The organism is Streptomyces sp. KL2 (assembly GCF_046529545.1).
Classification (GTDB): Bacteria; Actinomycetota; Actinomycetes; order Streptomycetales; family Streptomycetaceae; genus Streptomyces; species Streptomyces radiopugnans.
In genome coordinates this window covers 1,583,228-1,609,206 of the sequence record NZ_CP127170.1, presented here as the reverse complement: position 1 = coordinate 1,609,206, position 25,979 = coordinate 1,583,228, and the positions used below count along the sequence as shown (strand labels likewise).

Here is a 25,979-nt window from a genome sequence, read left to right as displayed (position 1 = left end):
GGGAGCTACAGATGCACGACCGGGCAGGTCAGGGTGCGGGTGATGCCCTCCACGTGCTGGATGCGGGCCACCACCATGCGGCCCAGGTCGTCCACCGTGTCGGCCTCGGCCCGCACGATCACGTCGTAGGGACCGGTCACGTCCTCGGCCCGGACCACTCCCGGGATCGCGCCGACGACCTCGGCGACGGACGACGCCTTGCCGACCTCAGTCTGGATCAGGATGTACGCCTGTACCACGGAACCTCCAGGGCGGCCACGAGGATCATGTGGGAAGAAGGGACGCCACGGTACCGCGTCGCCCGTGCCGCCGGGGAGACCCGGACCGCGGGCGGGCGCGGCGGAACGGTGACTCGGGGGGCCGGGAGGACGGCCGCGGCGGTACCGTTCGAGCGCACTGACGAAGGGGCACGACGATGCTGAGTTCTCCCGGGGGGCAGCCTCCCCCTGGATTCCCTGGGGGCGCCCCCAGGACCCCCGGCCGTACCGTGGGGGAGCTCGGGGAGTTCGGACTGATCCGCGAGCTGACCTCGCGGATCACCCCCACCCCGGCCGTACGGATCGGCCCGGGCGACGACGCGGCCGTGGTCGCGGCGCCCGACCGGCGCGTGGTGGCCAGCACCGACCTGCTGCTGGAGGGGCGGCACTTCCGGCGCGACTGGTCCACCGCCTACGACGTCGGCCGCAAGGCCGCGGCGCAGAACCTGGCCGACATCGCCGCCATGGGGGCCGAGCCCACCGCGCTGCTGCTCGGCCTGGTCGTACCCGCCGAACTCCCCGCCACCTGGCCCACCGAGCTGATGGACGGCCTCCACGACGAGTGCCAGGTCGCGGGCGCGGCCGTGGTCGGCGGGGACGTGGTGCGCGGCGAGACCATCACGGTGGCCATCACCGCGCTGGGTGACCTGCACGGGCGCGAGCCGGTCACCCGGTCCGGGGCGCGGCCCGGCGACGTCGTCGCGGTGACCGGCTGGCTGGGCTGGTCGGCCGCCGGGCACTCGGTGCTCGCCCGCGGATTCCGCTCGCCGAGGGCCTTCGTCGAGGCCCACCGCCGCCCCGAGCCGCCCTACCACGCGGGCCCGGCGGCGGCCGAACTGGGCGCGACGGCGATGACGGACGTCAGCGACGGGCTCGTCGCCGACCTCGGGCACATCGCCGACGCCAGCAAGGTCCGCATCGACGTCCGCTCGTCGGCCCTCGACGTCCCCGCCCAGATGTCCGACATCGGGCAGGCGGTGGGCGTCGACCCGCTGCAGTGGGTCCTCACCGGGGGCGAGGACCACGCGATCGTCGCCACCTTCCCCGCGGACGCCAAGCTCCCCGCCCGCTGGCGCCGCATCGGCGAGGTGCTGCACCCCTCGGCCGCGCCGCAGGTCACGGTGGACGGCGCCCCGTGGAACCGGGCGGGCGGCTGGGACCACTTCGGGGACTGACCCGCCGTGGCTGCCGCTTTCGCGGACCCGGTTGCCCGCCGAGGGGGCCGCTCGACCGACGGCTGCCGTGAACACGGGCGCGAGCCGCCCGGCGGAGGGGCACCGGGGCGGGGCGGCTTAGGCTGCGGGGCATGCGTACACCACCACCGCGCGTCCTCACCGTCGCCGGGTCCGACTCCGGCGGCGGAGCGGGCATCCAGGCCGACCTGAAGACCATGCTCGCGCTCGGCACCCACGGGATGAGCGTGCTCACCGCCGTCACCGCGCAGAACTCCCTGGGCGTGCAGGGCGCCTGGGAACTGCCCGCCGAGGCGGTGCGGCAGCAGTTCCGCAGCGTCGTGGACGACATCGGGGTGCAGGCGGTCAAGACCGGCATGCTGGCCACCGCCGAACTGGTCGCGACGGTCGCAGGCCTGCTGGACGGCCTCACCGCGCCCGTGGTCGTCGACCCCGTCGGAGTCTCCAAGCACGGCGACCCGCTGCTGGCCGCCGAGGCGCTGGAGACGGTGCGCACCGAACTGCTGCCCAGGGCCACCGTCGCCACCCCCAACCTGGACGAGGTCGCCCAGCTCACCGGCGTACGGGTGGAACGCGAGGCCGATCTGCCGCGCGCGGCGGAGGCGGTGCTGGCGTACGGGCCCCGGTGGGCGCTGATCAAGGGCGGCCACCTCAAGGACGGCGGGGACGCGGTGGACCTGCTCACCGACGGCACCGCCGAGCACTGGCTGCGCGCGCCCCGCCACGACAACCGCCACACCCACGGAACCGGCTGCACCCTGGCCGCCGCGATCGCCGCGGGGCTGGCGAAGGGGCGCCCGGTCCCGGAGGCGGTCGCCGACGCCAAGGAGTACGTGACGGGCGCCATCGCCGCGGGCTTCGCGCTGGGCGGCGGGATCGGGCCCGTGGACCACGGCTGGCGGCTGGAACGGGAGGGTCCGGAGGAGGAGACCTGAGCCCGAGCAGCCGTTCCGGCCGGCCGCCGGCCGGAGGCCCGCAATGCCGGAAGGCCGGTCCACCCGAGGTGGACCGGCCTTCCGGTGCAACCGGCAAAGTGGCCGCGCTGGGCGTTGCGTCAGCGCGAGACCGGATCACCCCCGCCGCGCGGCGGGGGAGAGGTCATGCGCTCAGCGCGAGACCTTGCCGGCCTTGATGCACGAGGTGCAGACGTTGAGCCGCTTCGGCGTCCGACCGACCATCGCACGCACCCGCTGGATGTTGGGGTTCCAACGGCGGGACGTACGGCGGTGCGAGTGCGAGATGTTGTTGCCGAAGCCCGGCCCCTTGCCGCAGACGTCGCAGTTGGCAGCCACGGGTCACTCCAAAGACTTCAGATGCACTTACAGTGAAATCCCGGCGTCGGCAGGATCAGAGGATGACCGGCACTGCCAGGGAATTGGATAGAGCCCGAGCGGGTCGGGCAACCGGGGAAGCATACCTCGCCCCCGTCCGGACCACGAAATTACCACGGCCCCGCACCGCGGCACCGGCCCCACCCCCGGCCGCGGACCGCGCCGGGCACTAGCCTTCGCCCGTCGCAGATGTCCTTCCCGGCCGCCCGGCCGCAAGCCCCCAGGAGGCCCGTCCGTGCCGCACCCGCTCGACGCCGCCGCGGTACGGGAGTGGAGCGCCCAGGCGCTCGACGCGCTGGGCCGCGCCCGCGAGACCATCGACGCGATCAACGTCTACCCGGTCGCGGACGCCGACACCGGCACCAACCTCTACCTGACCGTGGAGTCCGCCGCCCGGGCCGTCGAGGCCGCCTGCGCGGGGGAGCCCACCCCGGCCCAGGCGGTACGGGCCATGGCGCACGGCGCGCTGATCGGCGCACGCGGCAACTCCGGGACGATCCTGGCGCAGCTGCTGCGCGGCATGGCCGAGGAGATCGGCGAGGCCGAGGCCGCCGGAACCGGGACGGACGGGGCGGCCGGAACAGGGACGGACGGGGGCGGCCGCGACGACGGGGAGCCGCTGCGGCGCGCGCTGGTCCGCGCGGCCGCCGCGGCCCGGGCCGCGGTCGCGCACCCGGTGGAGGGCACCGTGCTCACCGTGGCCGCCGCCGCGGCCGGCGCGGCGGCGGACGCCGCCGGGGACTGCGCCGCGGTGGCCCGCGCCGCATGGTCCGCGGCCCGCGCGGCCCTGGAGGCCACCCCCGGGCAGCTCCCGGCCCTCTCCCGCGCGGGTGTGGTGGACGCGGGCGGCTACGGCCTGGTCACCGTGCTGGGCGCGCTGGTGGCGGCGCTGTGCGGGGAGCGGCCCGAGGCCCCGGCCGCCGAGTCCTCCGGCCGCACCGGCGCGCCGGGCCCGCGCCCGTCCTCGGACCCGTGCGCGGAGCCCGGCGGCGGAGGCTGCGCGGCGCCCGAGGAGCCGGCCGGCCCGGCCTACGAGGTCGTCTACCTGCTGGAGGCCGGGGACGAGGCCGTGGCCGCCCTGCGCACCCGGCTCGACGCCCTGGGCGACTCCCTGGTGGTGGTCGGCGGCGACGGGCTGTGGAACGTCCACGTCCATGTGGACGACGCCGGCGCCGCGGTGGAGGCCGGGATCGAGGCCGGACGCCCCTTCCGCGTCCGGATCACGCACTTCGGCGCCCGGAGCGGTGACCGGCACACCGGCCGTACGCCCGCACACGCCCCCGACCGCGCCGCCCCCCGCGCCGTGGTCGCGGTGGTGCCCGGCGACGGACTGGCCGAACTGTGCGCCGCGGCGGGCGCCACCACCGTGACCGCACGGCCCGGGGAGCCGCCCGCCAGCGGGGAGCTGGCGCAGGCGCTGCTGCGGACGGGCGCGCCCGAGGCCGTCCTGCTGCCCAACGACCCCGAACTGCGGCACACCGCCGCCGCGGCCGCCGAGCAGGCCCGCGCCGAGGGGCTGCGGGTCGCCATCATCCCCACCCGCTCCCCGGTGCAGGGCATCGCGGCGCTCGCCGTGCACGAGCCCGGTCGGCGCTTCGACGAGGACGTCGTCGCCATGACCTCCGCGGCCGGGGCCACCCGGTACGGCGAGCTGTGCGTCGCCGAACGGCAGGCATGGACCACCGCCGGGATCTGCCAGGCCGGGGACGTCCTCGGCCTGATCGAGGGGGACGTGGCGCTGATCGGCGCACAGGCGGCGGACGTCGCCGCGGCCGTACTGGACCGGATGCTCTCGGCGGGCGGCGAGCTGGTGACCCTGGTGGTCGGCGCGGGCGCGCCCGAAGGCCTGGCCGGGCACCTGGAGGACCATGTGCGCCGCAACCACCTGGCCGTCGACACGCTCGTCTACGAGGGACGGCAGAGCGGCCCCCTGCTGATCGGCGTGGAGTGAGCAGGGTCGAGGGGAGTGGGCGGGGGAGCGGGTCGAACGGGTCGCGTGACCCGCACTGTCGGCGGCGTGGTGTGCAATGGGGGACGTGCCCGTGCTGGAAGAGAACACGCGAGATCCCCTGACGGAACCGCTGCGCAAGGTGCTCGGCGGCACCACCGCGAAGGTGATGGCCGAACACCTCGGCCTGCACACCGTCGGCGACCTGCTGCACCACTACCCGCGGCGGTACGCCGAGCGCGGTGAGCTGACCCGGCTCGCCGACCTGCCGCTGGACGAGCACGTCACCGTCGTGGCCCAGGTCGCCGACTCCCGGGTGCTCACCTTCAACCAGGGCCGCGGCAAGCGCCTGGAGGTCACCCTCACCGACGGCAGCGGCCGCCTCCAGCTCGTCTTCTTCGGCAGGGCCGTCCACCACCACCACAAGGAACTGCTGCCCGGCCGCCGGGGGATGTTCGCGGGCAAGGTCGGTGTGTTCAACCGGAAGCTCCAGCTCTCCCACCCCGCCTACGAGCTGCTGGGCGCCGGCAGCGGGGCGGACGCGGTGGACGCCTTCGCGGGCAGGCTCATGCCGATCTACCCGGCGTGCAAGCAGCTGGAGTCATGGAAGATCGCCAAGGCCGTCGCCACCGTCGTGGACTCCCTGCTGGCCACCGGCTGGGCGGGCGTCGCCGACCCGCTGCCCGCCGCCCTGCGCGCCGAACGCGGCCTGCCCACGCTGCCCGAGGCGCTGGAGAAGGTCCACCGGCCGCGCACCAAGGCGGACGTGGAGCTGGCACGGGCCCGGCTGAAGTGGGACGAGGCGTTCGTCCTCCAGGTAGCACTGGCCCGCCGCCGCCTGGCCGAGGGCCAGCTGCCGGCCGTGGCGCGCAGGCCGCGCGAGGGCGGGCTGCTGGACGCCTTCGACGCCCGGCTGCCGTTCACCCTCACCGACGGCCAGCGGGCCGTCAGCCGGGAGATCTTCGACGACCTGGCCACCGAGCACCCCATGCACCGGCTGCTCCAGGGCGAGGTCGGCTCCGGCAAGACGCTGGTGGCGCTGCGCGCCATGCTCGCGGTGGTGGACGCCGGCGGGCAGGCCGCGATGCTCGCCCCCACCGAGGTGCTGGCCCAGCAGCACCACCGCTCGATCACCGAGATGATGGGCGAGCTGGCCGAGGGCGGGATGCTCGGCGGCGCCGAGCACGCCACCAAGGTGGTGCTGCTCACCGGCTCGATGGGGGCCGCCGCCCGCCGCCGGGCGCTGCTGGACCTGGCCACCGGCGAGGCCGGGATCGTCATCGGCACCCATGCCCTGATCGAGGACAAGGTGGGCTTCCACGACCTGGGCCTGGTCGTGGTCGACGAGCAGCACCGCTTCGGCGTCGAGCAGCGCGACGCCCTGCGCTCCAAGGGGAAGCAGCCCCCGCACCTGCTGGTGATGACCGCCACCCCCATCCCGCGCACGGTCGCCATGACGGTCTTCGGCGACCTGGAGACCTCCGTGCTGGACCAGCTCCCGGCCGGGCGCTCGCCCATCGCCAGCCATGTCGTGCCCGCCGCCGAGAAACCCCACTTCCTCTCCCGTGCCTGGGAGCGGGTGCGCGAGGAGGTATCGGCCGGACACCAGGCCTACGTGGTCTGCCCGCGCATCGGCGACGAGGAGGAGCCCGCGGGCACCCGGCGGAACGGCGCGGGCGGCGCGGGTGACGGAAGCGGCGGGGACGGCACGGGGGGCGAGGGCGGAGAGGGCGCCGACGCGGGGGGCGAGCGCCGTCCGCCGCTGGCCGTCCTCGACATCGCCGGGCAGCTCGCCGACGGGCCGCTCAAGGGCCTGCGGGTGGCCGCGCTGCACGGCCGGATGCAGCCGGACGCCAAGGACGAGGTGATGCGCCGCTTCGCCGCGGGAGAACTGGACGTCCTGGTCGCCACGACGGTCATCGAGGTCGGGGTGAACGTGCCGAATGCCACCGTGATGGTGATCATGGACGCGGACCGCTTCGGCGTCTCCCAGCTCCACCAGTTGCGCGGCCGGGTCGGGCGCGGCAGCGCGCCGGGGCTGTGCCTGCTGGTCAGCGAGGCCCCCGAGGGCAGCCCCGCCCGCGCCAGGCTGGGGGCGGTCGCCGCGACGTTGGACGGCTTCGAGCTGTCCCGCATCGACCTGGAGCAGCGCCGGGAGGGAGATGTGCTGGGCCAGGCGCAGTCCGGCACCCGTTCCTCCCTGCGGATGCTCGCCGTCATCGACGACGAGGAGGTCATCGCGGCCGCCCGGGAGAAGGCGACGGCGATCGTCGCCGCCGACCCCGAGCTGGAGCGCCTGCCCGAGCTGCGCGCGGCGCTGGAGGCACTGCTGGACGCCGAGCGCGAGGAGTACCTGGAGAAGGGCTGAGGGGGAGCAGCGGGCCCGGCGCCCGTCCGCCGCGCGCGGGGGGCCGGGGGCGGGGGCCCGGGCACGCGCCTATCGTGGTGGGGCGGCGGCCCGCCGCGCCCCCGCCCGAGCACCCCGGCCCCCGAGCACCCTGGAGACGGTGAAGCGATGACCCGCGTGATCGCCGGAGCGGCCGGCGGACGACGTCTGGCGGTGCCGCCCGGCCAGGGCACCCGGCCGACCTCCGACCGGGCGCGCGAGGGGCTGTTCTCCACCTGGGAGTCGCTGCTCGGCCCGCTGTCGGGCCTGCGGGTGCTCGACCTGTACGGGGGTTCGGGCGCGGTCGGTCTGGAGGCCCTCTCGCGCGGCGCGGCCCACGTCCTGCTGGTCGAGTCCGACGCCCGGGCCGTGCGCACCATCCGCCAGAACGTCCGCGGCCTCGGCCTGCCCGGCGCCGAGGTGCGCGCCGGCCGCGCGGAGCAGGTGATACGCGCGCAGGCCCCCGGGGAGCCGTACGACGCGGTGTTCCTCGACCCGCCGTACGCCGTCGGGGACGGGGAGCTGCGCGAGATCCTTCTCACACTCCGCGCCGGGGGGTGGCTCGCGGGCGGCGCCCTCGCCACCGTGGAACGGAGCACCAGGGGCGGCGAATTCCGCTGGCCCGCCGGTTTCGAGGGGCTGCGCTCCCGCCGCTACGGCGAGGGAACGCTCTGGTACGGTCGCGCCGCCGAAGAAGCCGAAGAGGTCACCGACGCGTCATGACCCGTACGGAGAGCGAGGAAACGCCAGTGCGCCGCGCCGTCTGTCCGGGGTCCTTCGACCCCATCACCAACGGACACCTCGACATCATCTCCCGCGCCTCCAGGCTCTACGACGAGGTGTACGTCGCGGTGATGATCAACAAGTCCAAGCAGGGCCTGTTCACCGTCGAGGAGCGCATCGACCTGATCCACCAGGTCACCGCCGAGTACGGCAACGTGCGCGTCGAGGCCTTCCACGGACTGCTGGTGGACTTCTGCAAGCAGCGCGACATCCCGGCCATCGTCAAGGGCCTGCGGGCGGTCAGCGACTTCGACTACGAGCTGCAGATGGCCCAGATGAACAACGGGCTCTCCGGGGTGGAGACGCTGTTCGTGCCCACCAACCCGACCTACAGCTTCCTCTCCTCCAGCCTGGTCAAGGAGGTCGCGGCCTGGGGCGGCGACGTCTCCCACCTGGTGCCGCCGGTGGTGCTCCAGGCCCTGCGCGGGCGCCTGTCCCGCCCCTGACGGCCTCCGGCGCCCCTGCGGCGCCCCGCCCGGCCGCGGCCCGTCCCGGGGGCCGGAGGGGCCGGACGGGACCGGGCGGGACCGGGCGGGACCGCCACCGGACCGGTTCCCGCATCCGCTGTCGCACCGGCGGCCGCTGCCCGTACAGTCGCTCCCGTGGACGTACAGCAGAAACTCGACGACATCGTCGCGGCGGTCGAAGGCGCCCGCTCCATGCCCATGTCGGCCTCCTGCGTGGTCAACCGCGCGGAGCTGCTGGGGATGCTGGAGGAGGTGCGGCAGGCGCTGCCCGGCTCGCTCGCCCAGGCCCAGGAGCTGATCGGCGACCGGGAGCAGATGATCGCCGAGGCCCGGCGGGAGGCCCAGCGGATCATCGACTCCGCCCAGGCCGAGCGCGGCTCGCTGGTCTCCGGCACCGAGATCGCCCGCCGTGCGCAGGAGGAGGCCGACCGCATCCTCGCCCAGGCGCGCCAGGAGGCCGAGGGGATCCGGGCCGAGGCCGACGACTACGTCGACAGCAAGCTCGCCAACTTCGAGGTCGTCCTCAGCAAGACCATAGGTTCGGTCGACCGGGGGCGGGAGAAGCTGCTGGGCCGGGAGCCGGGCGCCGACCCCTACGGCGAGGAGGACGGCGAGGACATCCCGGAGCGCTCCGCCGACCCCGCCGAGCTGCGGGAGCGCGCCGACGCCTATGTGGAGGCCCAGTTCCGGGCCTTCGAGGCGGTGCTGACCAAGACTCTGGAGGCGGTCGGACGCGGCCGGCAGAAGCTCACCGGCCACCGGCCCGTCGACGAGCTCGGTGCCCATCTGGCGGCCCAGGACGAGCACGGGCAGCAGAGCGACGCCGACTACCTCGCTGACCTCGCAGCCGTCTCCGGCGCACCGCAGGCGCAGCAGCCGCAGCAGGCGCCTCAGGTTCCCGCGCAGCCGCCGCAGCAGCCGTCCTACGAGCCGCAGCCGCAGCAGCCCCAGCAGGATCCGTACGCCTACCAGCAGGGTGGTTACGGCTATCCGCAGCAGCAGTACGGGCAGCCGCAGCAGGACCCCTACGCCTACCAGCAGCAGTCCCCGCCGCAGCAGCCCGCGTACGAGCCGCAGGTCCAGCAGGGCGGTTACGGCTATCCGCAGCAGCAGTACGGGCAGCCGCAGCAGGACCCGTACGCCTACCATCAGGGGCAGGAACCCGGACAGCCGCCGTACCAGCCGCAGCAGGCGCAGCAGCCCGCGGCGCTCGACGAGACCAGCTTCTTCGACACCAGCATGATCGACATGGAGCGGCTGCGGCAGTACGAGCAGGGCCGCTAGCCGTATCGGCCCGTGCCGGCCCGGCACCCCGCCGGGCCGGTGTCCCGCAGGCCCGGCCGTGTCCGGTCGGCCCGGATTGGGTCCGGGGCGGCCGGTCCAGTATCCTGGCCATTCGGTCGTGGTCCGCCCGCGACGTTCGGCTGCCCAGAACGCAGGAAAACGGAGCCAGCCGGTGTCAGACCGTAGAAAGCAGGAAGCCCTGAACGCCCCCCTCGACCCCCGTTCCCCCCTCGTGCTGGACACGCGCGAGCTGGGGCGCCGTCCGGGTGCGCTCAAGGAGTTCTCCCGGACGGTCCCGGCTCCCGCAGACCTCGGCATCGAGGTCATCGGGGTGCCGCAGGGTTCGCCCATGGAGCTCGACCTCCGCCTGGAGTCGGTCATGGAAGGGGTGCTCGTCACGGGCACCGCCCGTGCACGGCTGAAGGGGGAGTGCGTAAGGTGTCTGGAGCCGCTGGAGCAGGAGTGCGAGGCGGACTTCCAGGAGATGTTCTCCTACCCCGACGCCGACGACCGGAGCCGTTTCGCGGACACCGGCGACGACGCCGAGGACGAGGAGACGTTCCGACTCGAGGGCGACCTGCTCGACCTCGAGCCCGTGCTGCGTGACGCGGTGGTGCTGTCACTGCCGCTGCAGCCGGTGTGCCAGGAGGACTGCCCCGGACTCTGCCCCCGCTGCGGGGCGAGGCTCGCGGACGACCCCGGGCACGACCACAACGAGGCCGTCGACATCCGGTGGGCGGCTCTCGAAGGACTCGCCGGCTCCATGCGGGACGGCGAGAAGGACGAAGACAACGAACCCCGCACTGCCGGGGACGATCCACAGGAGAAATAGCCGTGGCTGTTCCGAAGCGGAAGATGTCGCGCAGCAACACGCGCCACCGCCGGTCGCAGTGGAAGGCTGCGGTCCCGACCCTGGTGAAGTGCGAGCGCTGCCAGGAGCCCCGTCAGCAGCACATCGCCTGCCCCAACTGCGGCACCTACAACCGCCGCCAGGTCCTCGAGGTCTGATCGGCTGGTGACGGGCTCCATGTCAGACGCCACTACGCCCGCAGACTCCCCTCGCAACGACGGGGGTGAAACGGCGCAGAGGGCGGGTCTGGTGGACGCGGCCTCGTCCCACACGCTTCTGGAAGGGCGGCTCGGGTACCAACTCGAGTCCGCCCTTCTGACGCGTGCACTGACGCACCGCAGCTACGCGTACGAGAACGGCGGCCTGCCCACCAACGAGCGCCTGGAGTTCCTGGGGGACTCCGTGCTGGGCCTGGTGGTCACCGACACCCTCTACCGCACCCACCCCGACCTGCCCGAGGGCCAGCTCGCCAAGCTGCGCGCGGCGGTGGTCAACTCCCGTGCGCTGGCCGGAGTCGCCCGCGGTCTCGACCTGGGCGCCTTCATCCGGCTCGGCCGGGGCGAGGAGGGCACCGGCGGCCGGGACAAGGCGTCGATCCTCGCCGACACCCTGGAGGCCGTGATCGGCGCGGTCTACCTCGATCGGGGGCTGGAGGCGGCCAGCGAACTGGTGCACCGGCTCTTCGACCCCCTGATCGAGGAGTCCTCCAACCTCGGCGCCGGGCTGGACTGGAAGACCAGCCTCCAGGAACTGACCGCGGCCGAGGGGCTGGGCGTTCCGGAGTACCTGGTCAGCGAGACCGGCCCCGACCACGAGAAGACCTTCACGGCTGCCGCCCGCGTCGGTGGTGTCGCGTACGGCACCGGCACCGGCCGCAGCAAGAAGGAGGCCGAGCAGCAGGCGGCGGAGGCCGCCTGGCGCGCGATCCGGGCCGCCGCAGAGCAGCGGGACGGCCAGGCGGCCGAGAAGGTTTCCTGACCGGTCCGGAGCCTGCCCCGCACCTTCCGCCCACCCGCCCGGAATCCGGGCGGGTGGGCGCGTCGTTCCACCAGTGACCCCATCCCGCCCCCGCTGACGCGGGATCCACGTCGACGAGGAGCCGTCGTTGCCAGAGCTGCCCGAGGTCGAGGTCGTCCGGCGCGGACTCGAGCGCTGGGTCGGCGGCCGCACCATCGCCGCGGCCGAGGTGCTGCACCCCCGCGCGATCCGTCGCCACCTCGCCGGAGCGGAGGACTTCGCCGGCCGGCTGCGCGGAGCGCGCGTCGGCGCCCCCCTGCGCCGCGGCAAGTACCTGTGGCTGCCGCTGGAGGGCACCGGCCAGTGCGTCCTGGCCCACCTCGGCATGAGCGGGCAGCTGCTCGTCCAGCCACAGGACGCCCCCGACGAGAAGCACCTGCGCGTCCGCGTCCGCTTCGCCGACACCGAGGGGACCGAACTGCGCTTCGTCGACCAGCGGACCTTCGGCGGGCTGTCGCTGCACGCCACCACGGAGGACGGCCTGCCCGACGTCATAGCCCACATCGCCCGCGACCCGCTGGACCCGGCCTTCGACGAGGCGGCCTTCCACGCCGCCCTGCGCCGCCGCCGCAGCACGCTCAAGCGGGCGCTGCTCGACCAGTCCCTGATCAGCGGGGTCGGCAACATCTACGCGGACGAGGCGCTGTGGCGTTCCCGGCTGCACTACGACCGCCCCACCGCCACCCTCACACGTCCGCGCACCGCCGAACTCCTCGGCCACGTCCGCGACGTGATGAACGCGGCCCTAGCCGTCGGCGGCACCAGCTTCGACAGCCTCTACGTCAACGTCAACGGGGAGTCGGGCTACTTCGAACGCTCCCTGGACGCCTACGGCCGCGAGGGCCTGCCCTGCCGCCGATGCGCCGCCCCGATGCGCCGCAGCCCCTGGATGAACCGCTCCAGCTACTTCTGCCCGCGCTGCCAGCGCCCGCCCCGCCCGGTGCGCTGAGCACCGCCCGCCGCCGGACGGGGCGGCGGGTGCCCGAGTCCTGGCGGGAAGCCGCTCAGAAGCCGAAGTTCTGCGTCCACCAGGGGCCGCCCTCGGCGAAGTGCGCGCCCACGCCCAGGGTCCGGTAGTCGCAGTTGAGGATGTTGGCGCGGTGGCCGGGGCTGTCCATCCAGGCGTCCATCACCGCCCGGGCGTCGGCCTGGCCGCGGGCTATGTTCTCGCCGCCGAGGTTGTCGATGCCCGCCGCCTCGGCCCGGTCCCAGGGGGTGTCGCCGTTGGGGCTGGTGTGGGAGAAGAAGCCCCGGGTGGCCATGTCCTGGCTGAACTCCCCGGCCAGTTCGGCGAGTTCGGGGTCGGCGGTGACCGGCTGGCAACCGGCCTCGGCCCGTTCCAGGTTGACCAGTCTCAGCACCTCCGCCTCGGCGGCCGTCTCCTCGTCGAGGGAGGGGAGGCCGGGTGCGGTGGGTTTGCGGGAGGAGGCGGAGGGCTCGCCGGGCGTGCCGGAGGGCTTGCGGAAGACGTCGCCCGCGCCGGTCTCGCCGGCCGGGGGCGTACTGCCGCGCGGCGGGGTCGGCTCGGCCGCCTTCTCCGAGGGCGTGGCCTCCGGCTTCTTCGACTCGCGGCCGTGTGAGGGCTCCGCGCCGGGGGAAGCGGCACGGCCGTCGCCGCGGCCCGCGGCGGAAGCGTCGCCGCGGTCGTCCGGGGCCGGTGTCGCCGCGCCCTGGGTCTGCAGGTCCCGCAGGTTGCCCGGGGCCACTCCGGAGGGGGAGGCGAACCCGCCGACGGTGTAGTCGCCGCTCGGGCCGGGCAGCAGCCCCGAGGCCACCGCCACGGCGCCCATCGCCATCGCGGCCGATGCTCCGAGGAGACCGGTGCGGACGGGGGCCGCGCTCCGCTTGCGGTGCGGGCTGCGGTGGCGCCCGACCGCCGCGCGGCGGCCGGGGGTGACGGGGGCCGGTGCTGGAACCGGTTCGGCACGGCGGTGGCGTCCCATCTGCTGCAGTCCTCACGTGATCGGCGTCACTTGTGTCACTCGAAAGAGTGAGTCCCGTTGCGGCGTGACTGTACGGCATCGATGAGAGGCGCAGGAGGGAACGGTGGAAACACGGGAGCGGAAGGAGAGGGCGGGGCGCGTGGGGCGGTGCGCGTCCGGATAGCGTGCGCCCATGGGTACGAGGACGGAGGGCGCCGGCGAAGGCGCGGCCGGGGAGACCGTGCGGATGACGGCCTGGGTGCGCGGGCAGGTGCAGGGGGTCGGTTTCCGCTGGTTCACCCGGGCCGGCGCGCTGCGGATCGGCGGTCTGGAGGGTTTTGCGCTCAATCTCGGCGACGGCCGGGTCCAGGTGGTCGCCGAAGGGCCGCGCGATCGCTGCGAACTGCTGCTGGAGTGGCTCCGAACGGGTGATACGCCGGGGCGGGTCGAAGGTGTGACCGAGATCTGGGGTCCCCCGCGCGGGGGCTACGAGGGCTTCGCGATCCGATGATCCAAAGTGGTTGCCTTTCACCGCGTGACGTGCAAGGCTGCGGCCAGCGTCACCCCCACAGGACCCCGCGAGCCCTCCGGCAGATTGAGTGCCGTCGAGTCAAGGCCGCCGGGGCGCGTGGCGTGATCGTGTTGACCGCCAAAAGTTTTGGTGAGACTCTGGAAGCCCCGCGCACCGCAGCTGTTCTGCCTTCGGAATGAAGGCCGAACGGCAACCGCGGGTGCGAATCCCTCACGACCCACCACCGTTCCGGTCGGTCACTCAGTGTGGAGGACCATCCATCATGGCAAAGGCGCTTCTCGGTTACGTCGGCGGTTCCGACCCCCGAGTCCTCGCCGAGATGCGACGGCTGCAGCAGCGTGTTCAGGACCTGGAATCCGAGCTGGTACGGATCCAGGCGGAGAACGACGCGCTGTCGGCCGCCGCTGCACGGCACGGCGACTCGTTGCTGGAGAGCATCGACGTATCCAAGGCGGAGCCTGCGCTCACCTGACCTTCCGGTCCGGGGAACGCAGCGCCAGGCCGCTGGAGAAAACTGCAAGGGACGCTTCGGCGTCCCTTCGTCGTTTCCGGCCGGAGCTGTGGCGCTTACCGTGTGATGTGCCCCACCCGTTCAGCGGTGAAACTCGCTTCGGTCCTGAAACCGACACCTGGGGGTAAAGTCCGGATACGTGCACCTCAAGAGCCTGACCCTGCGCGGGTTCAAGTCCTTCGCCTCGGCCACGACGCTGCGCTTCGAGCCGGGCATCACCTGCGTGGTGGGCCCCAACGGCTCCGGCAAGTCCAACGTCGTTGACGCCCTGTCGTGGGTGATGGGCGAGCAGGGCGCCAAGTCGCTGCGCGGCGGCAAGATGGAGGACGTCATCTTCGCCGGGACGGCGGGCCCTTCGGGCCGCCCCCCGCTCGGCCGCGCCGAGGTCTCCCTGACCATCGACAACTCCGACGGCGCCCTGCCCATCGAGTACGCCGAGGTCACCATCACGCGGATCATGTTCCGCAACGGCGGCAGCGAGTACCAGATCAACGGCGACACCTGCCGGCTGCTGGACATCCAGGAACTGCTGTCGGACTCCGGCATCGGCCGCGAGATGCACGTCATCGTCGGACAGGGCCAGCTCGACTCCGTCCTGCACGCCGACCCGACCGGCCGCCGGGCCTTCATCGAGGAGGCCGCCGGCGTCCTCAAGCACCGCAAGCGCAAGGAGAAGGCGCTGCGGAAACTGGACGCGATGCAGGCCAACCTCGCCCGCGTCCAGGACCTCACCGACGAACTGCGCCGCCAGCTCAAGCCGCTGGGACGGCAGGCGGCCGTCGCCCGCCGGGCCGCGGTGATCCAGGCCGATCTGCGCGACGCCCGGCTGCGGCTGCTGGCCGACGACCTGGTGGCCCTGCGCGCGGCGCTGAAGGCCGAACTGGCCGACGAGGCGGCGCTCAAGGAGCGGAAGGAGTCGGTGGAGGCCGGTCTCGGGGAGGCGCTGCGGCGGGAGGCCGCGCTGGAGCAGCAGGTCAGGGAGCTGTCCCCGCGGCTGGAGCAGGCGCAGCAGACCTGGTACGAGCTGTCGCAGCTCGCCGAGCGGGTGCGCGGCACCGTGAGCCTGGCCGACGCCCGGGTCCGCAGCGCGTCCGCGGAGCCCGTCGAGGAGCGTCCGGGGCGCGATCCGGAGGACATGGAGCGTGAGGCGGCCCGGGTCCGGGAGCAGGAGGCGGAGCTGAGGGCCGCGCTGGAGGCGGCGAGCCGGGCGCTGGAGGACACCGTCGCGCACCGCGCGGAGCTGGAGCGGGCCCTGGCCGACGAGGAGCGGCGGCTGAAGGACGCCGCCCGCGCCATCGCCGACCGCCGTGAGGGGCTGGCCCGGCTGCACGGCCAGGTCACCGCCGCCCGCGGCCGGGCCGCCTCCGCGCAGGCCGAGATCGACCGGCTGGCCACCGCCCGGGACGAGGCGGCCGAGCGCGCGGCGGCGGCCCGGGAGGAGTACGAGGCGCTGCGGGCCGAGGTCGACGGGCTGGAGGCGGGGGACGCCGAGCTGGCCGGGGAGCACGAGGCGGCCAGAGGTGAACTGGCCGAGGCCGAGGCGGAACTGAGCGCGGCCGGCGAGGCGCTGTCGGCCGCCGAGCGGGAACGCGCGGCGACCGCCGCCCGCCGCGACGCCCTGTCCCTGGGACTGCGCCGCAAGGACGGCACCGGGGCCCTCCTCGGCGCCGGCGACCGGCTCACCGGACTGCTCGGCCCGGCCGCCGAACTCCTCACCGTCACCCCCGGCTTCGAAGTGCCCGTCGCCGCCGCCCTCGGCTCGGCCGCGGACGCCGTCGCCGTGGACGGCCCGGCCGCGGCCGCCGACGCGCTGCGCCTGCTGCGCGGGCAGGATGCCGGCCGCGCGGCGCTGGTGCTCGGGGGCGCACCGCGGGAGGAGCCCCCCGGAGCCCTGGACGTACCCGGTGCGCGGTGGGCCGCGGAACTGGTGTCGGGCCCGGAGGTCCTGCTGCCCGCCCTGCGGCGGCTGCTGCGCGGCGTGGTGGTGGTCGGCGCCCTGCGGGACGCGGTGGAGCTGGTGGCCGAGCGCCCTGAGCTGACCGCCGTCACCGCCGAGGGCGACCTGCTCGGCGCCCACTTCGCGCAGGGCGGTTCCGCCGGGGCGCCGTCGTTGCTGGAGGTACGGGCGTCGGTGGACGAGGCCACCGCCGAGCTGGCCGAACTGGACGGCCGGTGCGAGGCGCTGGCCGGGGACCGGGAGAGGGCCCGGGAGCGGCGGCGCGAGTGCGCCGCCCGGGTCGAGGAACTGGGGGCGCGGCGCAGCGCGGCCGACAGGGAGAGGTCGCAGGTCGCCGGCCGGCTCGGGCGGCTGGGCGGGCAGGCGCGGGCCGCGCAGGGGGAGGCCGAGCGCGCGGCGGCGGCCGTGGCGAAGGCCGAGGAGGCGCTGGCGCGGGCCCGCGAGGAGGCCGAGGTGCTGGCCGAACGGCTGGCGGTGGCCGAGGAGCAGCCGGGCGAGGAGGAGCCGGACACCTCGGTGCGCGACCGGCTGGCCGCCGACGGCGCCAACGCCCGGCAGACGGAGATGGAGGCCCGCCTCCAGGTGCGCACCCACGAGGAGAGGGTCAAGGGGCTCGCCGGGCGGGCGGACTCCCTGGACCGGGCGGCGCGCGCCGAACGGGAGGCGCGGGCGCGCGCGGAGCGCCGCCGTGCCCGGCTGCGGCACGAGCGGGAGGTGGCCTCGGCCGTCGCCTCCGGCGCCCGGCAGCTGCTGGCGCACGTGGAGGTGTCGCTGGCGCGGGCCGAGGAGGAGCGGGAGGCCGCCCGGAGCGCCAAGGCCGGACGGGAGCGCGAGCTGGCTGCCGAGCGCGACCGGGGCCGGCAGCTGAAGGAGGAGCTGGACAAGCTCACCGACTCCGTGCACCGCGGCGAGGTGCTGGGCGCCGAGAAGCGGCTGCGGATCGAGCAGCTGGAGACCAGGTCCCTGGAGGAGCTGGGCGTGGAGCCGGCCGTGCTGGTCCGCGAGTACGGCCCCGACCAGCCGGTGCCGCCGTCGCCGCCCGCCGAGGGGGAGGAGCTGCCCGAGGATCCCGGTCACCCGCGCAACCGTCCGGTCCCCTTCGTCCGCGCCGAGCAGGAGAAGCGGCTGCGGGCGGCCGAGCGGGCGTACCGGCAGCTGGGCAAGGTGAACCCGCTGGCGCTGGAGGAGTTCGCGGCCCTGGAGGAGCGGCACCGCTTCCTCAGCGAGCAGCTGGAGGACCTGAAGAAGACCCGCGCGGACCTGCTGCAGGTGGTCAGGGAGGTGGACGAGCGGGTCGAGCAGGTCTTCACCGAGGCGTACCGCGACACGGCCCGCGAGTTCGAGGGCGTCTTCTCGCGGCTGTTCCCCGGCGGCGAGGGGCGGCTGGTCCTCACCGACCCGGAGAACATGCTCACCACGGGCGTGGACGTCGAGGCCCGGCCGCCGGGGAAGAAGGTCAAGCGGCTGTCGCTGCTGTCGGGAGGCGAACGCTCGCTGACGGCCGTGGCGCTGCTGGTGTCGATCTTCAAGGCGCGCCCCAGCCCGTTCTACGTCATGGACGAGGTCGAGGCGGCGCTGGACGACACCAACCTCCAGCGGCTGATCGGGATCATGAAGGAGCTCCAGGAGAGCTCCCAGCTCATCGTGATCACCCACCAGAAGCGGACCATGGAGGTCGCCGACGCCCTCTACGGCGTCTCGATGCAGGGCGACGGGGTGTCGAAGGTCATCAGCCAGCGGCTCCGCTGAGCTTCCCCAGGGGCGGCCTGGGTCTTCACTCCTGCTTCACTTTCCGAACGAAAAACGTTACAGCTCGGGGCTGTTTCGGTTATCTCTCATCTATTGACTTCAACTTTTGAAGGAATAGTCTCTGCATGGTCGGCCATGCCTTCAAACGGCGGCATGCAGTTGTGCGTGCCGGGTAAAAGGCGGCAACCACTTGGCACCCCACCCGGCAACGCCGCCGGGGACCGCAGGAGTACACACCGTGACCAGCACCGCGCAGGTGAGGCCGGACGGACCGGACGCCCCGGCCGGACGGACCCAGCACCTCAGACACGTCGTCTTCATCGCCATCGCGGCGGCGATGGGGGGCTTCCTCTTCGGCTACGACAGCTCCGTCATCAACGGAGCGGTCGAGGGCATCCGGGGCAGATTCGACATCGCCTCCGGCGTGCTCGCGCAGATCATCGCCGCAGCCCTGATCGGCGCCGCGATCGGCGCCGCCACCGCGGGCCGGCTCGCCGACCGGATCGGCCGCATCCGGGTGATGCAGATCGCCGCGGCGCTCTTCGCCCTCAGCGCCGTCGGCTCCATGCTCCCCTTCACCATGTGGGACCTGGCCTTCTGGCGGACCCTGGGCGGCGTCGCCATCGGCATGGCCTCGGTGATCGCGCCCGCCTACATCGCGGAGGTCGCCCCGGCCGAGTACCGCGGCCGGCTCGCATCCTTCCAGCAGGCCGCGATCGTGCTGGGCATAGCTGTGTCCCAGCTGGTCAACTGGGGCGTGCTCAACCTCGCCGGCGGCGAGCAGCGCGGCAGCCTGCTGGGCGTCGAGGCCTGGCAGCTCATGCTCGGCATCGAGGTCGTCCCCGCCCTGCTGTACGGACTGCTGACCCTGCGCATACCCGAGTCCCCGCGCCACCTCGTCGCCCAGGGACGTACGGACGAGGCCAGGACCGTCCTCGCGGGCGTCGAGGCGGAGGGGAGCGACCTGGACGCCAGGATCGCCGAGATTCGCGAGCGCATGCGCGGCGAGCGCAGGCCGAGCCTGCGGGACCTGCTGGGAGGACGCTTCGGCCTGCTGCCCGTCGTCTGGGTCGGCATCGGCCTGTCGCTGTTCCAGCAGCTGGTCGGCATCAACGTGATCTTCTACTACAGCGCCTCGCTGTGGCAGTCGGTCGGCATCGACCCCGGCAGCTCGTTCTTCTACTCCTTCACCACCTCGATCATCAACATCGTCGGCACGGTGATCGCGATGCTCCTGGTGGACCGGATCGGCCGCAGGCCGCTGGCCCTGACCGGCTCCGCGGGCATGGCGCTCTCCCTCGGCGCCGCGGCCTGGGCCTTCTCCTACAAGAGCGGCACCGGCGACGACATCACCCTGCCCGACGTCCAGGGCACGGTCGCGCTCGTCGCCGCGCACGCCTTCGTGCTCTTCTTCGCCCTCTCCTGGGGCGTGGTGGTCTGGGTGATGCTCGGCGAGATGTTCCCCAACCGCATCCGCGCCGCCGCCCTCGGCATCGCCGCCGGGGCCCAGTGGGTGGCGAACTGGCTGATCACCGTCACCTTCCCGAGCCTGTCGGACTGGAACCTGTCGGGCGCGTACGTCATCTACACCGTCTTCGCGGCCCTCTCGATCCCGTTCGTCCTCAAGTTCGTGCCGGAGACCAGGGGCAGGGCGCTGGAGGAGATGGGCTGACCCGCCCGTGCCCGCCGAGACGAGCGCCGTTCCGGCCCGCCCCACGGGCCGGAACGGCGCTCGTCCGCGTTCTTGGCCGATACTGGGACGCGTTGTGACTCCGGCTCCGAAGGAGCTTCTCGCTCGGCCCGAACGGCTCTGCGTCACGGGCAGGCCCTGCCCGTGACGCAGGTAACTCTCTAGGGAACCATGGACATCCTCATTCTCGCTGTCGTCATCGCCGTGGTCGCCGTCGTGGCGATCGGCGGACTGGTGGTCACCGGCGTCCGCAAGAAGAAGACGCCGCGGCTGGACCGCTCCGCCCCGCCTCCGACCATCACCCCGCCCCCGACCGAACCGCAGGTCGGCGAGGAGGCCGGGCCTCCCCGCGCGGAGGAACGCCGCACCATCGAAGAGGTCGAGCTGCCGCGGCCCCCGGTCGGGGCGACGGACGCGGAGGCTGCCGCGCCCCCCGCGCCCCCGCAGCCCGAGGCACCCGGGATCGAGGTGCCCGCGCCCACCGCCGGGCGCCTGGTGCGGCTGCGCGAGCGCCTGTCGCGCTCCCAGAACACCCTGGGCCGCGGCCTGCTCACCCTGCTCTCCCGCGACCACCTCGACGAGGACACCTGGGAGGAGATCGAGGACACCCTGCTCACCGCCGACGTCGGCGTCGCCCCCACCCAGGAGCTGGTGGAGCGGCTGCGCGAGCGGGTGAGGGTGCTGGGCACCCGCAGCCCCGCCGAGCTGCGCGCGCTGCTGCGCGAGGAGCTGCTGGCCCTGATCGGCACCGACCTGGACCGCACCGTCCACACCGAGGGCGGAGTGTCCTCCGGGGGCGTGGTGCGGCCGGGCGTGGTGCTGGTCGTCGGCGTCAACGGCACCGGCAAGACCACCACCACCGGCAAGCTCGCCCGCGTCCTGGTCGCCGACGGCAGGTCGGTCGTGCTCGGCGCCGCCGACACCTTCCGTGCCGCCGCCGCCGACCAGCTCCAGACCTGGGGCGAGCGCGTCGGCGCCCGCACCGTGCGCGGCCCCGAGGGCGGCGACCCGGCGTCGGTCGCCTTCGACGCGGTCAAGGAGGGCATCGGCGAGAGCGCGGACGTGGTGCTCATCGACACCGCGGGGCGGCTGCACACCAAGACCGGCCTGATGGACGAGCTGGGCAAGGTCAAGCGCGTGGTGGAGAAGCACGGCCCGGTCGACGAGGTCCTGCTCGTCCTGGACGCCACCACCGGCCAGAACGGCCTGATCCAGGCCCGGGTCTTCGCCGAGGTCGTGGACATCACCGGCATCGTGCTCACCAAGCTCGACGGCACGGCCAAGGGCGGCATCGTCATCGCCGTCCAGCGCGAGCTGAACGTCCCGGTCAAGCTCGTCGGCCTGGGCGAGGGGGCGGACGACCTCGCGCCGTTCGAGCCGGAGGCGTTCGTCGACGCCCTGATCGGCGACTGACGAACCCGGGAAGGACACCGGGGGACGCCCCGCCGCGTACGGCCGGGGCCGCGGCGGGGCCCGGCCCCGGGCTCACGCGCCGGAGGCGCCGGAGGGCCCGGAGGGTTCAGGAGCCGGGCAGTTCGCGGTGGCAGACGTAAGCCAGGGTGCCCAGCAGCAGCCTGGCCTGCGGGGGACGGCCCGCCCCCTCCAGGGTGGGCGGCCGCAGCCACCGGACCGGGCCGAGCCCGCCGAGGTCGGAGGGCGGAGCGGTGACGTGGTCGCCCGGGCCGAGGCCGCGCAGGTCCAGTACGGCGTCGTCCCAGCCCGTCCGGTACAGCAGGCGGGGCAGGCCGGCCGCGGCGCCGGTGGCCACGAAGAACCAGGCGCGGCCGTGCGGGGCGACGGCGACCGGCCCCAGCGGCAGCCCCATCCGCTCCAGCCGGGCCAGCGCGCGGCGCCCGGCGGACTCGGGGACCTCGATGACGTCGAAGGCGCGGCCCACCGGCAGCAGCAGGGCCGCGCCGGGGACCCGCTCCCAGGCCGCGGTGGCCTCGTCCAGCGTCGCGCCGGCCGGGACCAGGAGCGACTCGTCCAGGGGATGGGCGCCGGGGGAGGGGCACCGCGGGGCGCCGCAGGAGCACTCGGTCCGGCCGCCGACGCGAGTGGCGCGCGCACCCGGGACCACGTCCCAGCCCCACAGACCGGTGTACTCGGCCACCGCCGTGCACACCGGGGCGCGGCCCCGGCGCCGGGTGCCGGACCGCAACTCCCGGAGCTCCCGGATCTCGCGGATGCTGCCGATTGTGAAGCCCATGCCCCCTCCAACGGGTCCCGCGTGCTTTCGGTTACGAAACCGTCGCACAGAGCGACGCCGGGCGGTCCGGGTCGAAGCGGGTCGACGGGATCTGTGTGAGGGGTGCGCCGGTCTTCGCGCGCCCCGGTGTGCATCGCTTCAACCGGTTGTGGCCGCCCTGGGTCAAGTGAACCGCGCCGGGCGCTGCTTGGGTTCACCCGAAGGGGTGGCGAATGGTGGCGGTTTTGCAATTTCACTCGCCGCGTCAGTGATCGTAGGATTACTTTCGGTTCACACGGCGACACAGATACACGGAAGACGTCCGACGTGCGCCTATGCCAGAGGCATGCCGAGACGGCATCCGGGGACAGGACGCGTACGGGCCGGGATGGGGGCGTTCCAGTGGGCGGCAACGGCAGCAGCGGCGGGGTCGGCACCGCCGGGAGGCGCCCGAACGGACAGCTCGCCTCGTGGTTCGCGCGCAGCGGCTGGTCCAAGGGCGAGCTGGCCCGGCAGGTGAACCGCCGCGCACGCCGGACGGGCGCGCACCACATCAGCACCGACACATCCCGGGTGCGCCGCTGGCTCGACGGCGAGCAGCCCCGCGAGCCGATTCCGCGCATCCTCTCCGAGCTGTTCTCCGAGCGCTTCGGCTGTGTGGTCGCCGTCGAGGACCTGGGGTTGCGCGCCGCCCGCCAGACGGCCTCCGACGGGGGCGTGGACCTGCCCTGGACGGGGCCGCAGACCGTGGCGATGATCAGCGAGTTCTCGCGCAGCGACCTGATGCTGGCCCGGCGTGGCTTCCTCGGCACCTCCCTGGGCATGGCCGCCGGTCCCGCGCTGATCGAGCCGATGCAGCGCTGGCTGGTGCCCGCCCCTGCCGTACCGGCCCCCGGCGAGCGCTTCCCCGGCGCGCCGCCGGCCCCTGCCCGGGGTCCCGGAGCACGGGGCGACCACCGGCTGTCGGACCCGGAGCTGGAACTGCTGGAGCAGACGATCGTGATGTTCCGCCAGTGGGACGCCCAGTGCGGCGGCGGGCTGCGGCGCAAGGCCGTCGTCGGCCAGCTCCACGAGGTCACCGACCTCCTCCAGGAGCACCACGCCGAGCCGGTGCGGCGGCGGCTGTTCCGCGTCACCGCCGAGCTGGCGGAGCTGGCCGGCTGGATGAGCTACGACGTCGGGCTCCAGCCGACCGCGCAGAAGTACTTCGTCCTCGCCCTGCACGCGGCCAAGGAGGCCGGCGACCGGCCGCTGGGCGCGTACGTGCTGTCCGACATGGGCCGCCAGATGATCCACCTGGGCCGGCCCGAGGACGCGCTGGAACTGGTCCACCTCGCGCAGTACGGCGGCCGGGAGGACGCCACCCCCCGCACTCAGGCCATGCTCCACGCGGTGGAGGCGCGGGCGTACGCCAACATGGGCCGGCCCGACAAGTGCCACCGGGCGGTGAGGATGGCCGAGGAGACCTTCGCCGAGGCCACCGAGGGGGACGCCGACCCGGACTGGATCGGCTTCTTCTCCGAGGCCGAGCTGCACGCCGAGAACGCCCACTCCTACCGCGACCTCGCCTATGTGGCGGGCCGCAGCCCCGCCTACCTCTCACTCGCGCAGCCGGCGATGCGGCGGGCCGTGGAGCTGTTCGGCCGCGAGTGCGGCGGCGGCAGGGGCCACCAGCGCTCCTACGCGCTCAACCTCGTCGGCATGGCCACGGTCCATCTGCTGCAGCGCGAACCCGAGCAGTGCGCCGAGATGACCGGCCGGGCGCTGGGGGTGGCGAAACGTCTCCGTTCGGAACGGGTCGACAACCGCATCCGCAAGACCGTGGCCACGGCCGCCCGCGAGTTCGGGCACGTCGCGGAGGTCGCCGAGCTCACCGAGCGGCTCGCCGACGAGCTGCCCGAGGGCGAGACCGCCCTCGCGAGCTGAACGGGCCTCCGCCCCACCGGTCCTCCGTCCCACCGGCCCTTCCCGGCCGCCCGCCGCACGTCCCCCGGGTTGTCATACGACCGCGCCGGCCGGGCCGCCCCGAGCCCGCCCGGCGCGGCCGTCGTGCCCGCTCAGGGCGGTGTGCCGCACGGGCGGCGGGAAGCCGGGCCGGCGACGGCGCGGTTCCGGCCCGCGGGCGTGTTCATCCGGGCGTAACAGAGAGCGCGCCTTCGTCACGGCCGTGAAACGCCGCGCCGCATCGGCGGAAACGGGGCTCCGGAAATCTGTGGCTCATCCTGACCCCCAGATCCGCCCCCACGGGTCGCGCACGCGAGGAGACGCCCACATTGAACGGCGCGGATACCGCTTTCGTACTGATCAGCGCGGCGCTGGTCATGTTGATGACACCCGGCCTGGCCCTCTTCTACGGCGGCATGGTCCGGGTCAAGAGCGCACTGAACATGCTCATGATGTCCTTCATCTCCCTGGGCATCGTGAGCGTCCTCTGGGTCCTCTACGGCTACTCGCTCGCCTTCGGCACCGACACCGGCGGCCTGATCGGCGGTTTCGAGCACATCGGCCTCAGCGGCATCGACGTCGAGACGCTGACCGGCGGTGAGGAGGGCATCCCGGTCCTCGCCTTCGTCCTCTTCCAGCTCATGTTCGCCGTTCTGACGCCCGCCCTGATGAGCGGCGCCCTGGCCGACCGCGTGAAGTTCAGCGCCTGGGCGCTGTTCATCACCCTGTGGGCCACGGTCGTCTACTTCCCCGTCGCGCACTGGGTGTGGGCCGAGGGCGGCTGGCTGTTCGAGCTGGAGGTCATCGACTTCGCCGGCGGCACCGCCGTCCACATCAACGCCGGGGTCGGCGCCCTGGCGGCCGTCCTGGTGGTCGGCAGGCGCATCGGTTTCAAGAGGGAGCCCATGCGGCCCCACAGCCTCCCGCTGGTGGTCCTGGGCGCCGCCCTGCTGTGGTTCGGCTGGTTCGGCTTCAACGCCGGCTCCGCGCTGGGCGCGAACGGCACCGCGGCCACCATGGCCCTGAACACGCAGGTCGCCACCGCCGCCGCCATCCTGGGCTGGCTGCTGTACGAGCGGATCCGGCACGGTGCCTTCACCACCCTGGGCGCCGCCTCCGGAGCCGTCGCGGGCCTGGTCGCCATCACCCCCGCCGGCGCGCACGTGAACGCCGTCGGCGCGATCGTCATCGGCCTGGTGGCCGGCCTGGTCTGCTCCTGGGCCGTCAGCCTGAAGTACAGGCTCGGCTATGACGACTCCCTGGACGTCGTCGGAGTCCACCTCGTCGGCGGCGTCATCGGCACCCTGCTGGTCGGCGTCCTGGCCACGGACGGCGTGGGCGGCCTCACCCAGCTCGGCAAGCAGGCCGCCGGGGCCTTCTCGGTGATGGCCTTCTCCTTCGTGGTCTCCTGGGTCCTCGCCAAGCTGGTCGACGCGGTCGTCGGCTTCCGGGCGAGCGAGGACGACGAGACCGCCGGGCTGGACCAGGCGTACCACGCCGAGACCGCGTACGACTTCAGCGCGGTGGGCGGCTCGCCCGCCTCCCGCGGCGCCGCGGGAGGCCACAACGACAGCGCGACGGCTTCGCCGTCCGCGAAGGAGACCGACAAGAAGGTGGACGCGTGAAGCTCATCACCGCAGTCATCAAGCCGCACCGACTCGACGAGGTCAAGGACGCCCTGCAGGCGTTCGGCGTCCAGGGACTGACCGTCACCGAGGCCAGCGGGTACGGCCGGCAGCGCGGCCACACCGAGGTGTACCGCGGCGCCGAGTACACCGTCGACCTGGTCCCCAAGGTCCGCGTCGAGGTCCTGGTCGAGGACGAGGACGCCGAGCAGCTCCTCGACGTGGTCGTCAAGGCCGCCCGGACCGGCAAGATCGGCGACGGCAAGGTCTGGAGCGTCCCCGTCGAGACGGCGGTGCGCGTGCGCACCGGCGAGCGCGGCCCGGACGCGCTGTGAGCCGGCCGGA

General features: G+C 73.9%; 23 protein-coding genes. 19 read left to right on the top strand and 4 right to left on the bottom strand.

Annotated features, from left to right (window positions below; translation table 11 throughout):
• Positions 1-5: 5 nt before the first annotated feature.
• On the bottom strand, positions 6-239 hold the full coding sequence (locus QPK52_RS07155; RefSeq protein ID WP_093662086.1) for an Lrp/AsnC family transcriptional regulator: 234 nt from the start codon (positions 237-239) through the stop codon (positions 6-8).
• Between the two features lie 248 nt (positions 240-487).
• Here QPK52_RS07155 and QPK52_RS07150 point away from each other — a divergent pair, with 248 nt between their 5' ends.
• On the top strand, positions 488-1,432 hold the full coding sequence (locus tag QPK52_RS07150; protein WP_410536241.1) for a thiamine-phosphate kinase: 945 nt from the start codon (positions 488-490) through the stop codon (positions 1,430-1,432).
• A 131-nt stretch (positions 1,433-1,563) separates the two neighbouring features.
• Entirely contained in the window at positions 1,564-2,385 is an 822-nt protein-coding gene (gene thiD / locus QPK52_RS07145) for a bifunctional hydroxymethylpyrimidine kinase/phosphomethylpyrimidine kinase (RefSeq protein ID WP_410536239.1), read from the top strand.
• Positions 2,386-2,556: 171 nt separating this feature from the next.
• On the opposite strand, the gene rpmB is transcribed toward thiD, so the two are convergent.
• A complete protein-coding gene (gene rpmB / locus QPK52_RS07140; RefSeq protein WP_093662092.1) occupies positions 2,557-2,742 on the bottom strand; it encodes a 50S ribosomal protein L28 in 186 nt (61 codons plus the stop codon).
• 274 nt (positions 2,743-3,016) lie between these two features.
• Here rpmB and QPK52_RS07135 point away from each other — a divergent pair, with 274 nt between their 5' ends.
• The 9 genes from QPK52_RS07135 (at position 3,017) to mutM (ending at position 12,465) form a co-directional block, all read left to right on the top strand.
• The gene (locus tag QPK52_RS07135) at positions 3,017-4,732 is read left to right on the top strand and encodes a DAK2 domain-containing protein (RefSeq protein WP_410536237.1); all 1,716 of its coding nucleotides are present in this window, start codon (positions 3,017-3,019) and stop codon (positions 4,730-4,732) included.
• Positions 4,733-4,808: 76 nt separating this feature from the next.
• On the top strand, positions 4,809-7,097 hold the full coding sequence (recG, locus tag QPK52_RS07130) for an ATP-dependent DNA helicase RecG (protein ID WP_410536235.1): 2,289 nt from the start codon (positions 4,809-4,811) through the stop codon (positions 7,095-7,097).
• A 147-nt stretch (positions 7,098-7,244) separates the two neighbouring features.
• Positions 7,245-7,838 (top strand): 16S rRNA (guanine(966)-N(2))-methyltransferase RsmD, encoded by a 594-nt coding sequence (gene rsmD / locus QPK52_RS07125; protein WP_410536233.1) that lies wholly within the window; start codon positions 7,245-7,247, stop codon positions 7,836-7,838.
• Positions 7,835-8,344 (top strand): pantetheine-phosphate adenylyltransferase, encoded by a 510-nt coding sequence (gene coaD, locus QPK52_RS07120; RefSeq protein WP_093662100.1) that lies wholly within the window; start codon positions 7,835-7,837, stop codon positions 8,342-8,344. Before rsmD ends, coaD begins: the two co-directional genes overlap by 4 nt.
• Positions 8,345-8,500: 156 nt before the next feature.
• The gene (locus QPK52_RS07115) at positions 8,501-9,649 is read left to right on the top strand and encodes a cell division initiation protein (RefSeq protein ID WP_410536231.1); all 1,149 of its coding nucleotides are present in this window, start codon (positions 8,501-8,503) and stop codon (positions 9,647-9,649) included.
• Between the two features lie 172 nt (positions 9,650-9,821).
• Positions 9,822-10,481 carry a YceD family protein gene (locus QPK52_RS07110; protein ID WP_410536229.1) on the top strand — a complete coding sequence of 220 codons (660 nt, stop codon included), beginning with the start codon at positions 9,822-9,824 and terminating at the stop codon, positions 10,479-10,481.
• Positions 10,482-10,483: 2 nt separating this feature from the next.
• Positions 10,484-10,657, top strand: a complete 174-nt coding sequence (rpmF, locus tag QPK52_RS07105; protein ID WP_031508259.1) for a 50S ribosomal protein L32 — start codon at positions 10,484-10,486, stop codon at positions 10,655-10,657.
• A 19-nt stretch (positions 10,658-10,676) separates the two neighbouring features.
• Entirely contained in the window at positions 10,677-11,477 is an 801-nt protein-coding gene (rnc, locus tag QPK52_RS07100) for a ribonuclease III (protein WP_410536227.1), read from the top strand.
• Positions 11,478-11,604: 127 nt separating this feature from the next.
• Positions 11,605-12,465, top strand: coding sequence for a bifunctional DNA-formamidopyrimidine glycosylase/DNA-(apurinic or apyrimidinic site) lyase (gene mutM / locus QPK52_RS07095; RefSeq protein ID WP_410536225.1), 861 nt, complete (start codon positions 11,605-11,607; stop codon positions 12,463-12,465).
• A gap of 55 nt (positions 12,466-12,520) precedes the next feature.
• On the opposite strand, the gene QPK52_RS07090 is transcribed toward mutM, so the two are convergent.
• Complete coding sequence (locus QPK52_RS07090) at positions 12,521-13,459, bottom strand: CAP domain-containing protein (RefSeq protein ID WP_410536223.1); 939 nt, start codon at positions 13,457-13,459, stop codon at positions 12,521-12,523.
• Positions 13,460-13,631: 172 nt separating this feature from the next.
• Here QPK52_RS07090 and QPK52_RS07085 point away from each other — a divergent pair, with 172 nt between their 5' ends.
• From QPK52_RS07085 to ftsY, 5 genes are all read left to right on the top strand, one after another.
• Positions 13,632-13,949 carry an acylphosphatase gene (locus QPK52_RS07085; protein WP_410536221.1) on the top strand — a complete coding sequence of 106 codons (318 nt, stop codon included), beginning with the start codon at positions 13,632-13,634 and terminating at the stop codon, positions 13,947-13,949.
• A gap of 283 nt (positions 13,950-14,232) precedes the next feature.
• Complete coding sequence (locus QPK52_RS07080) at positions 14,233-14,442, top strand: hypothetical protein (RefSeq protein ID WP_093662111.1); 210 nt, start codon at positions 14,233-14,235, stop codon at positions 14,440-14,442.
• A 178-nt stretch (positions 14,443-14,620) separates the two neighbouring features.
• Positions 14,621-18,187 carry a chromosome segregation protein SMC gene (gene smc / locus QPK52_RS07075; RefSeq protein WP_410536219.1) on the top strand — a complete coding sequence of 1,189 codons (3,567 nt, stop codon included), beginning with the start codon at positions 14,621-14,623 and terminating at the stop codon, positions 18,185-18,187.
• A 238-nt stretch (positions 18,188-18,425) separates the two neighbouring features.
• On the top strand, positions 18,426-19,859 hold the full coding sequence (locus QPK52_RS07070) for a sugar porter family MFS transporter (RefSeq protein WP_410536217.1): 1,434 nt from the start codon (positions 18,426-18,428) through the stop codon (positions 19,857-19,859).
• 189 nt (positions 19,860-20,048) lie between these two features.
• Positions 20,049-21,290 carry a signal recognition particle-docking protein FtsY gene (ftsY, locus tag QPK52_RS07065; RefSeq protein ID WP_410536215.1) on the top strand — a complete coding sequence of 414 codons (1,242 nt, stop codon included), beginning with the start codon at positions 20,049-20,051 and terminating at the stop codon, positions 21,288-21,290.
• 106 nt (positions 21,291-21,396) lie between these two features.
• Here the strand turns inward: ftsY and QPK52_RS07060 are convergent, their stop codons facing one another.
• Complete coding sequence (locus QPK52_RS07060) at positions 21,397-22,086, bottom strand: bifunctional DNA primase/polymerase (RefSeq protein ID WP_410536213.1); 690 nt, start codon at positions 22,084-22,086, stop codon at positions 21,397-21,399.
• 381 nt (positions 22,087-22,467) lie between these two features.
• Between QPK52_RS07060 and QPK52_RS07055 the strand changes: the two genes are divergently transcribed.
• The 3 genes from QPK52_RS07055 (at position 22,468) to QPK52_RS07045 (ending at position 25,969) form a co-directional block, all read left to right on the top strand.
• A complete protein-coding gene (locus QPK52_RS07055; protein ID WP_410536212.1) occupies positions 22,468-23,991 on the top strand; it encodes a hypothetical protein in 1,524 nt (507 codons plus the stop codon).
• A gap of 347 nt (positions 23,992-24,338) precedes the next feature.
• Positions 24,339-25,634: an ammonium transporter gene (locus tag QPK52_RS07050; protein WP_410536210.1), complete on the top strand. Its 1,296-nt coding sequence runs from the start codon at positions 24,339-24,341 to the stop codon at positions 25,632-25,634.
• Positions 25,631-25,969, top strand: a complete 339-nt coding sequence (locus tag QPK52_RS07045) for a P-II family nitrogen regulator (protein ID WP_093662123.1) — start codon at positions 25,631-25,633, stop codon at positions 25,967-25,969. Before QPK52_RS07050 ends, QPK52_RS07045 begins: the two co-directional genes overlap by 4 nt.
• Positions 25,970-25,979 lie beyond the last annotated feature (10 nt).

Coding starts and splice junctions, on each gene's coding strand:
- thiD (WP_410536239.1), top strand. CDS start 1,564: ATGCGTACACCACCACCGCGCGTCCTCACCGTCGCCGGGTCCGACTCC.
- recG (WP_410536235.1), top strand. CDS start 4,809: ATGGGGGACGTGCCCGTGCTGGAAGAGAACACGCGAGATCCCCTGACG.
- rsmD (WP_410536233.1), top strand. CDS start 7,245: ATGACCCGCGTGATCGCCGGAGCGGCCGGCGGACGACGTCTGGCGGTG.
- coaD (WP_093662100.1), top strand. CDS start 7,835: ATGACCCGTACGGAGAGCGAGGAAACGCCAGTGCGCCGCGCCGTCTGT.
- rnc (WP_410536227.1), top strand. CDS start 10,677: ATGTCAGACGCCACTACGCCCGCAGACTCCCCTCGCAACGACGGGGGT.
- QPK52_RS07090 (WP_410536223.1), bottom strand. CDS start 13,459: ATGGGACGCCACCGCCGTGCCGAACCGGTTCCAGCACCGGCCCCCGTC.
- QPK52_RS07085 (WP_410536221.1), top strand. CDS start 13,632: ATGGGTACGAGGACGGAGGGCGCCGGCGAAGGCGCGGCCGGGGAGACC.
- QPK52_RS07080 (WP_093662111.1), top strand. CDS start 14,233: ATGGCAAAGGCGCTTCTCGGTTACGTCGGCGGTTCCGACCCCCGAGTC.
- ftsY (WP_410536215.1), top strand. CDS start 20,049: ATGGACATCCTCATTCTCGCTGTCGTCATCGCCGTGGTCGCCGTCGTG.
- QPK52_RS07060 (WP_410536213.1), bottom strand. CDS start 22,086: ATGGGCTTCACAATCGGCAGCATCCGCGAGATCCGGGAGCTCCGGGAG.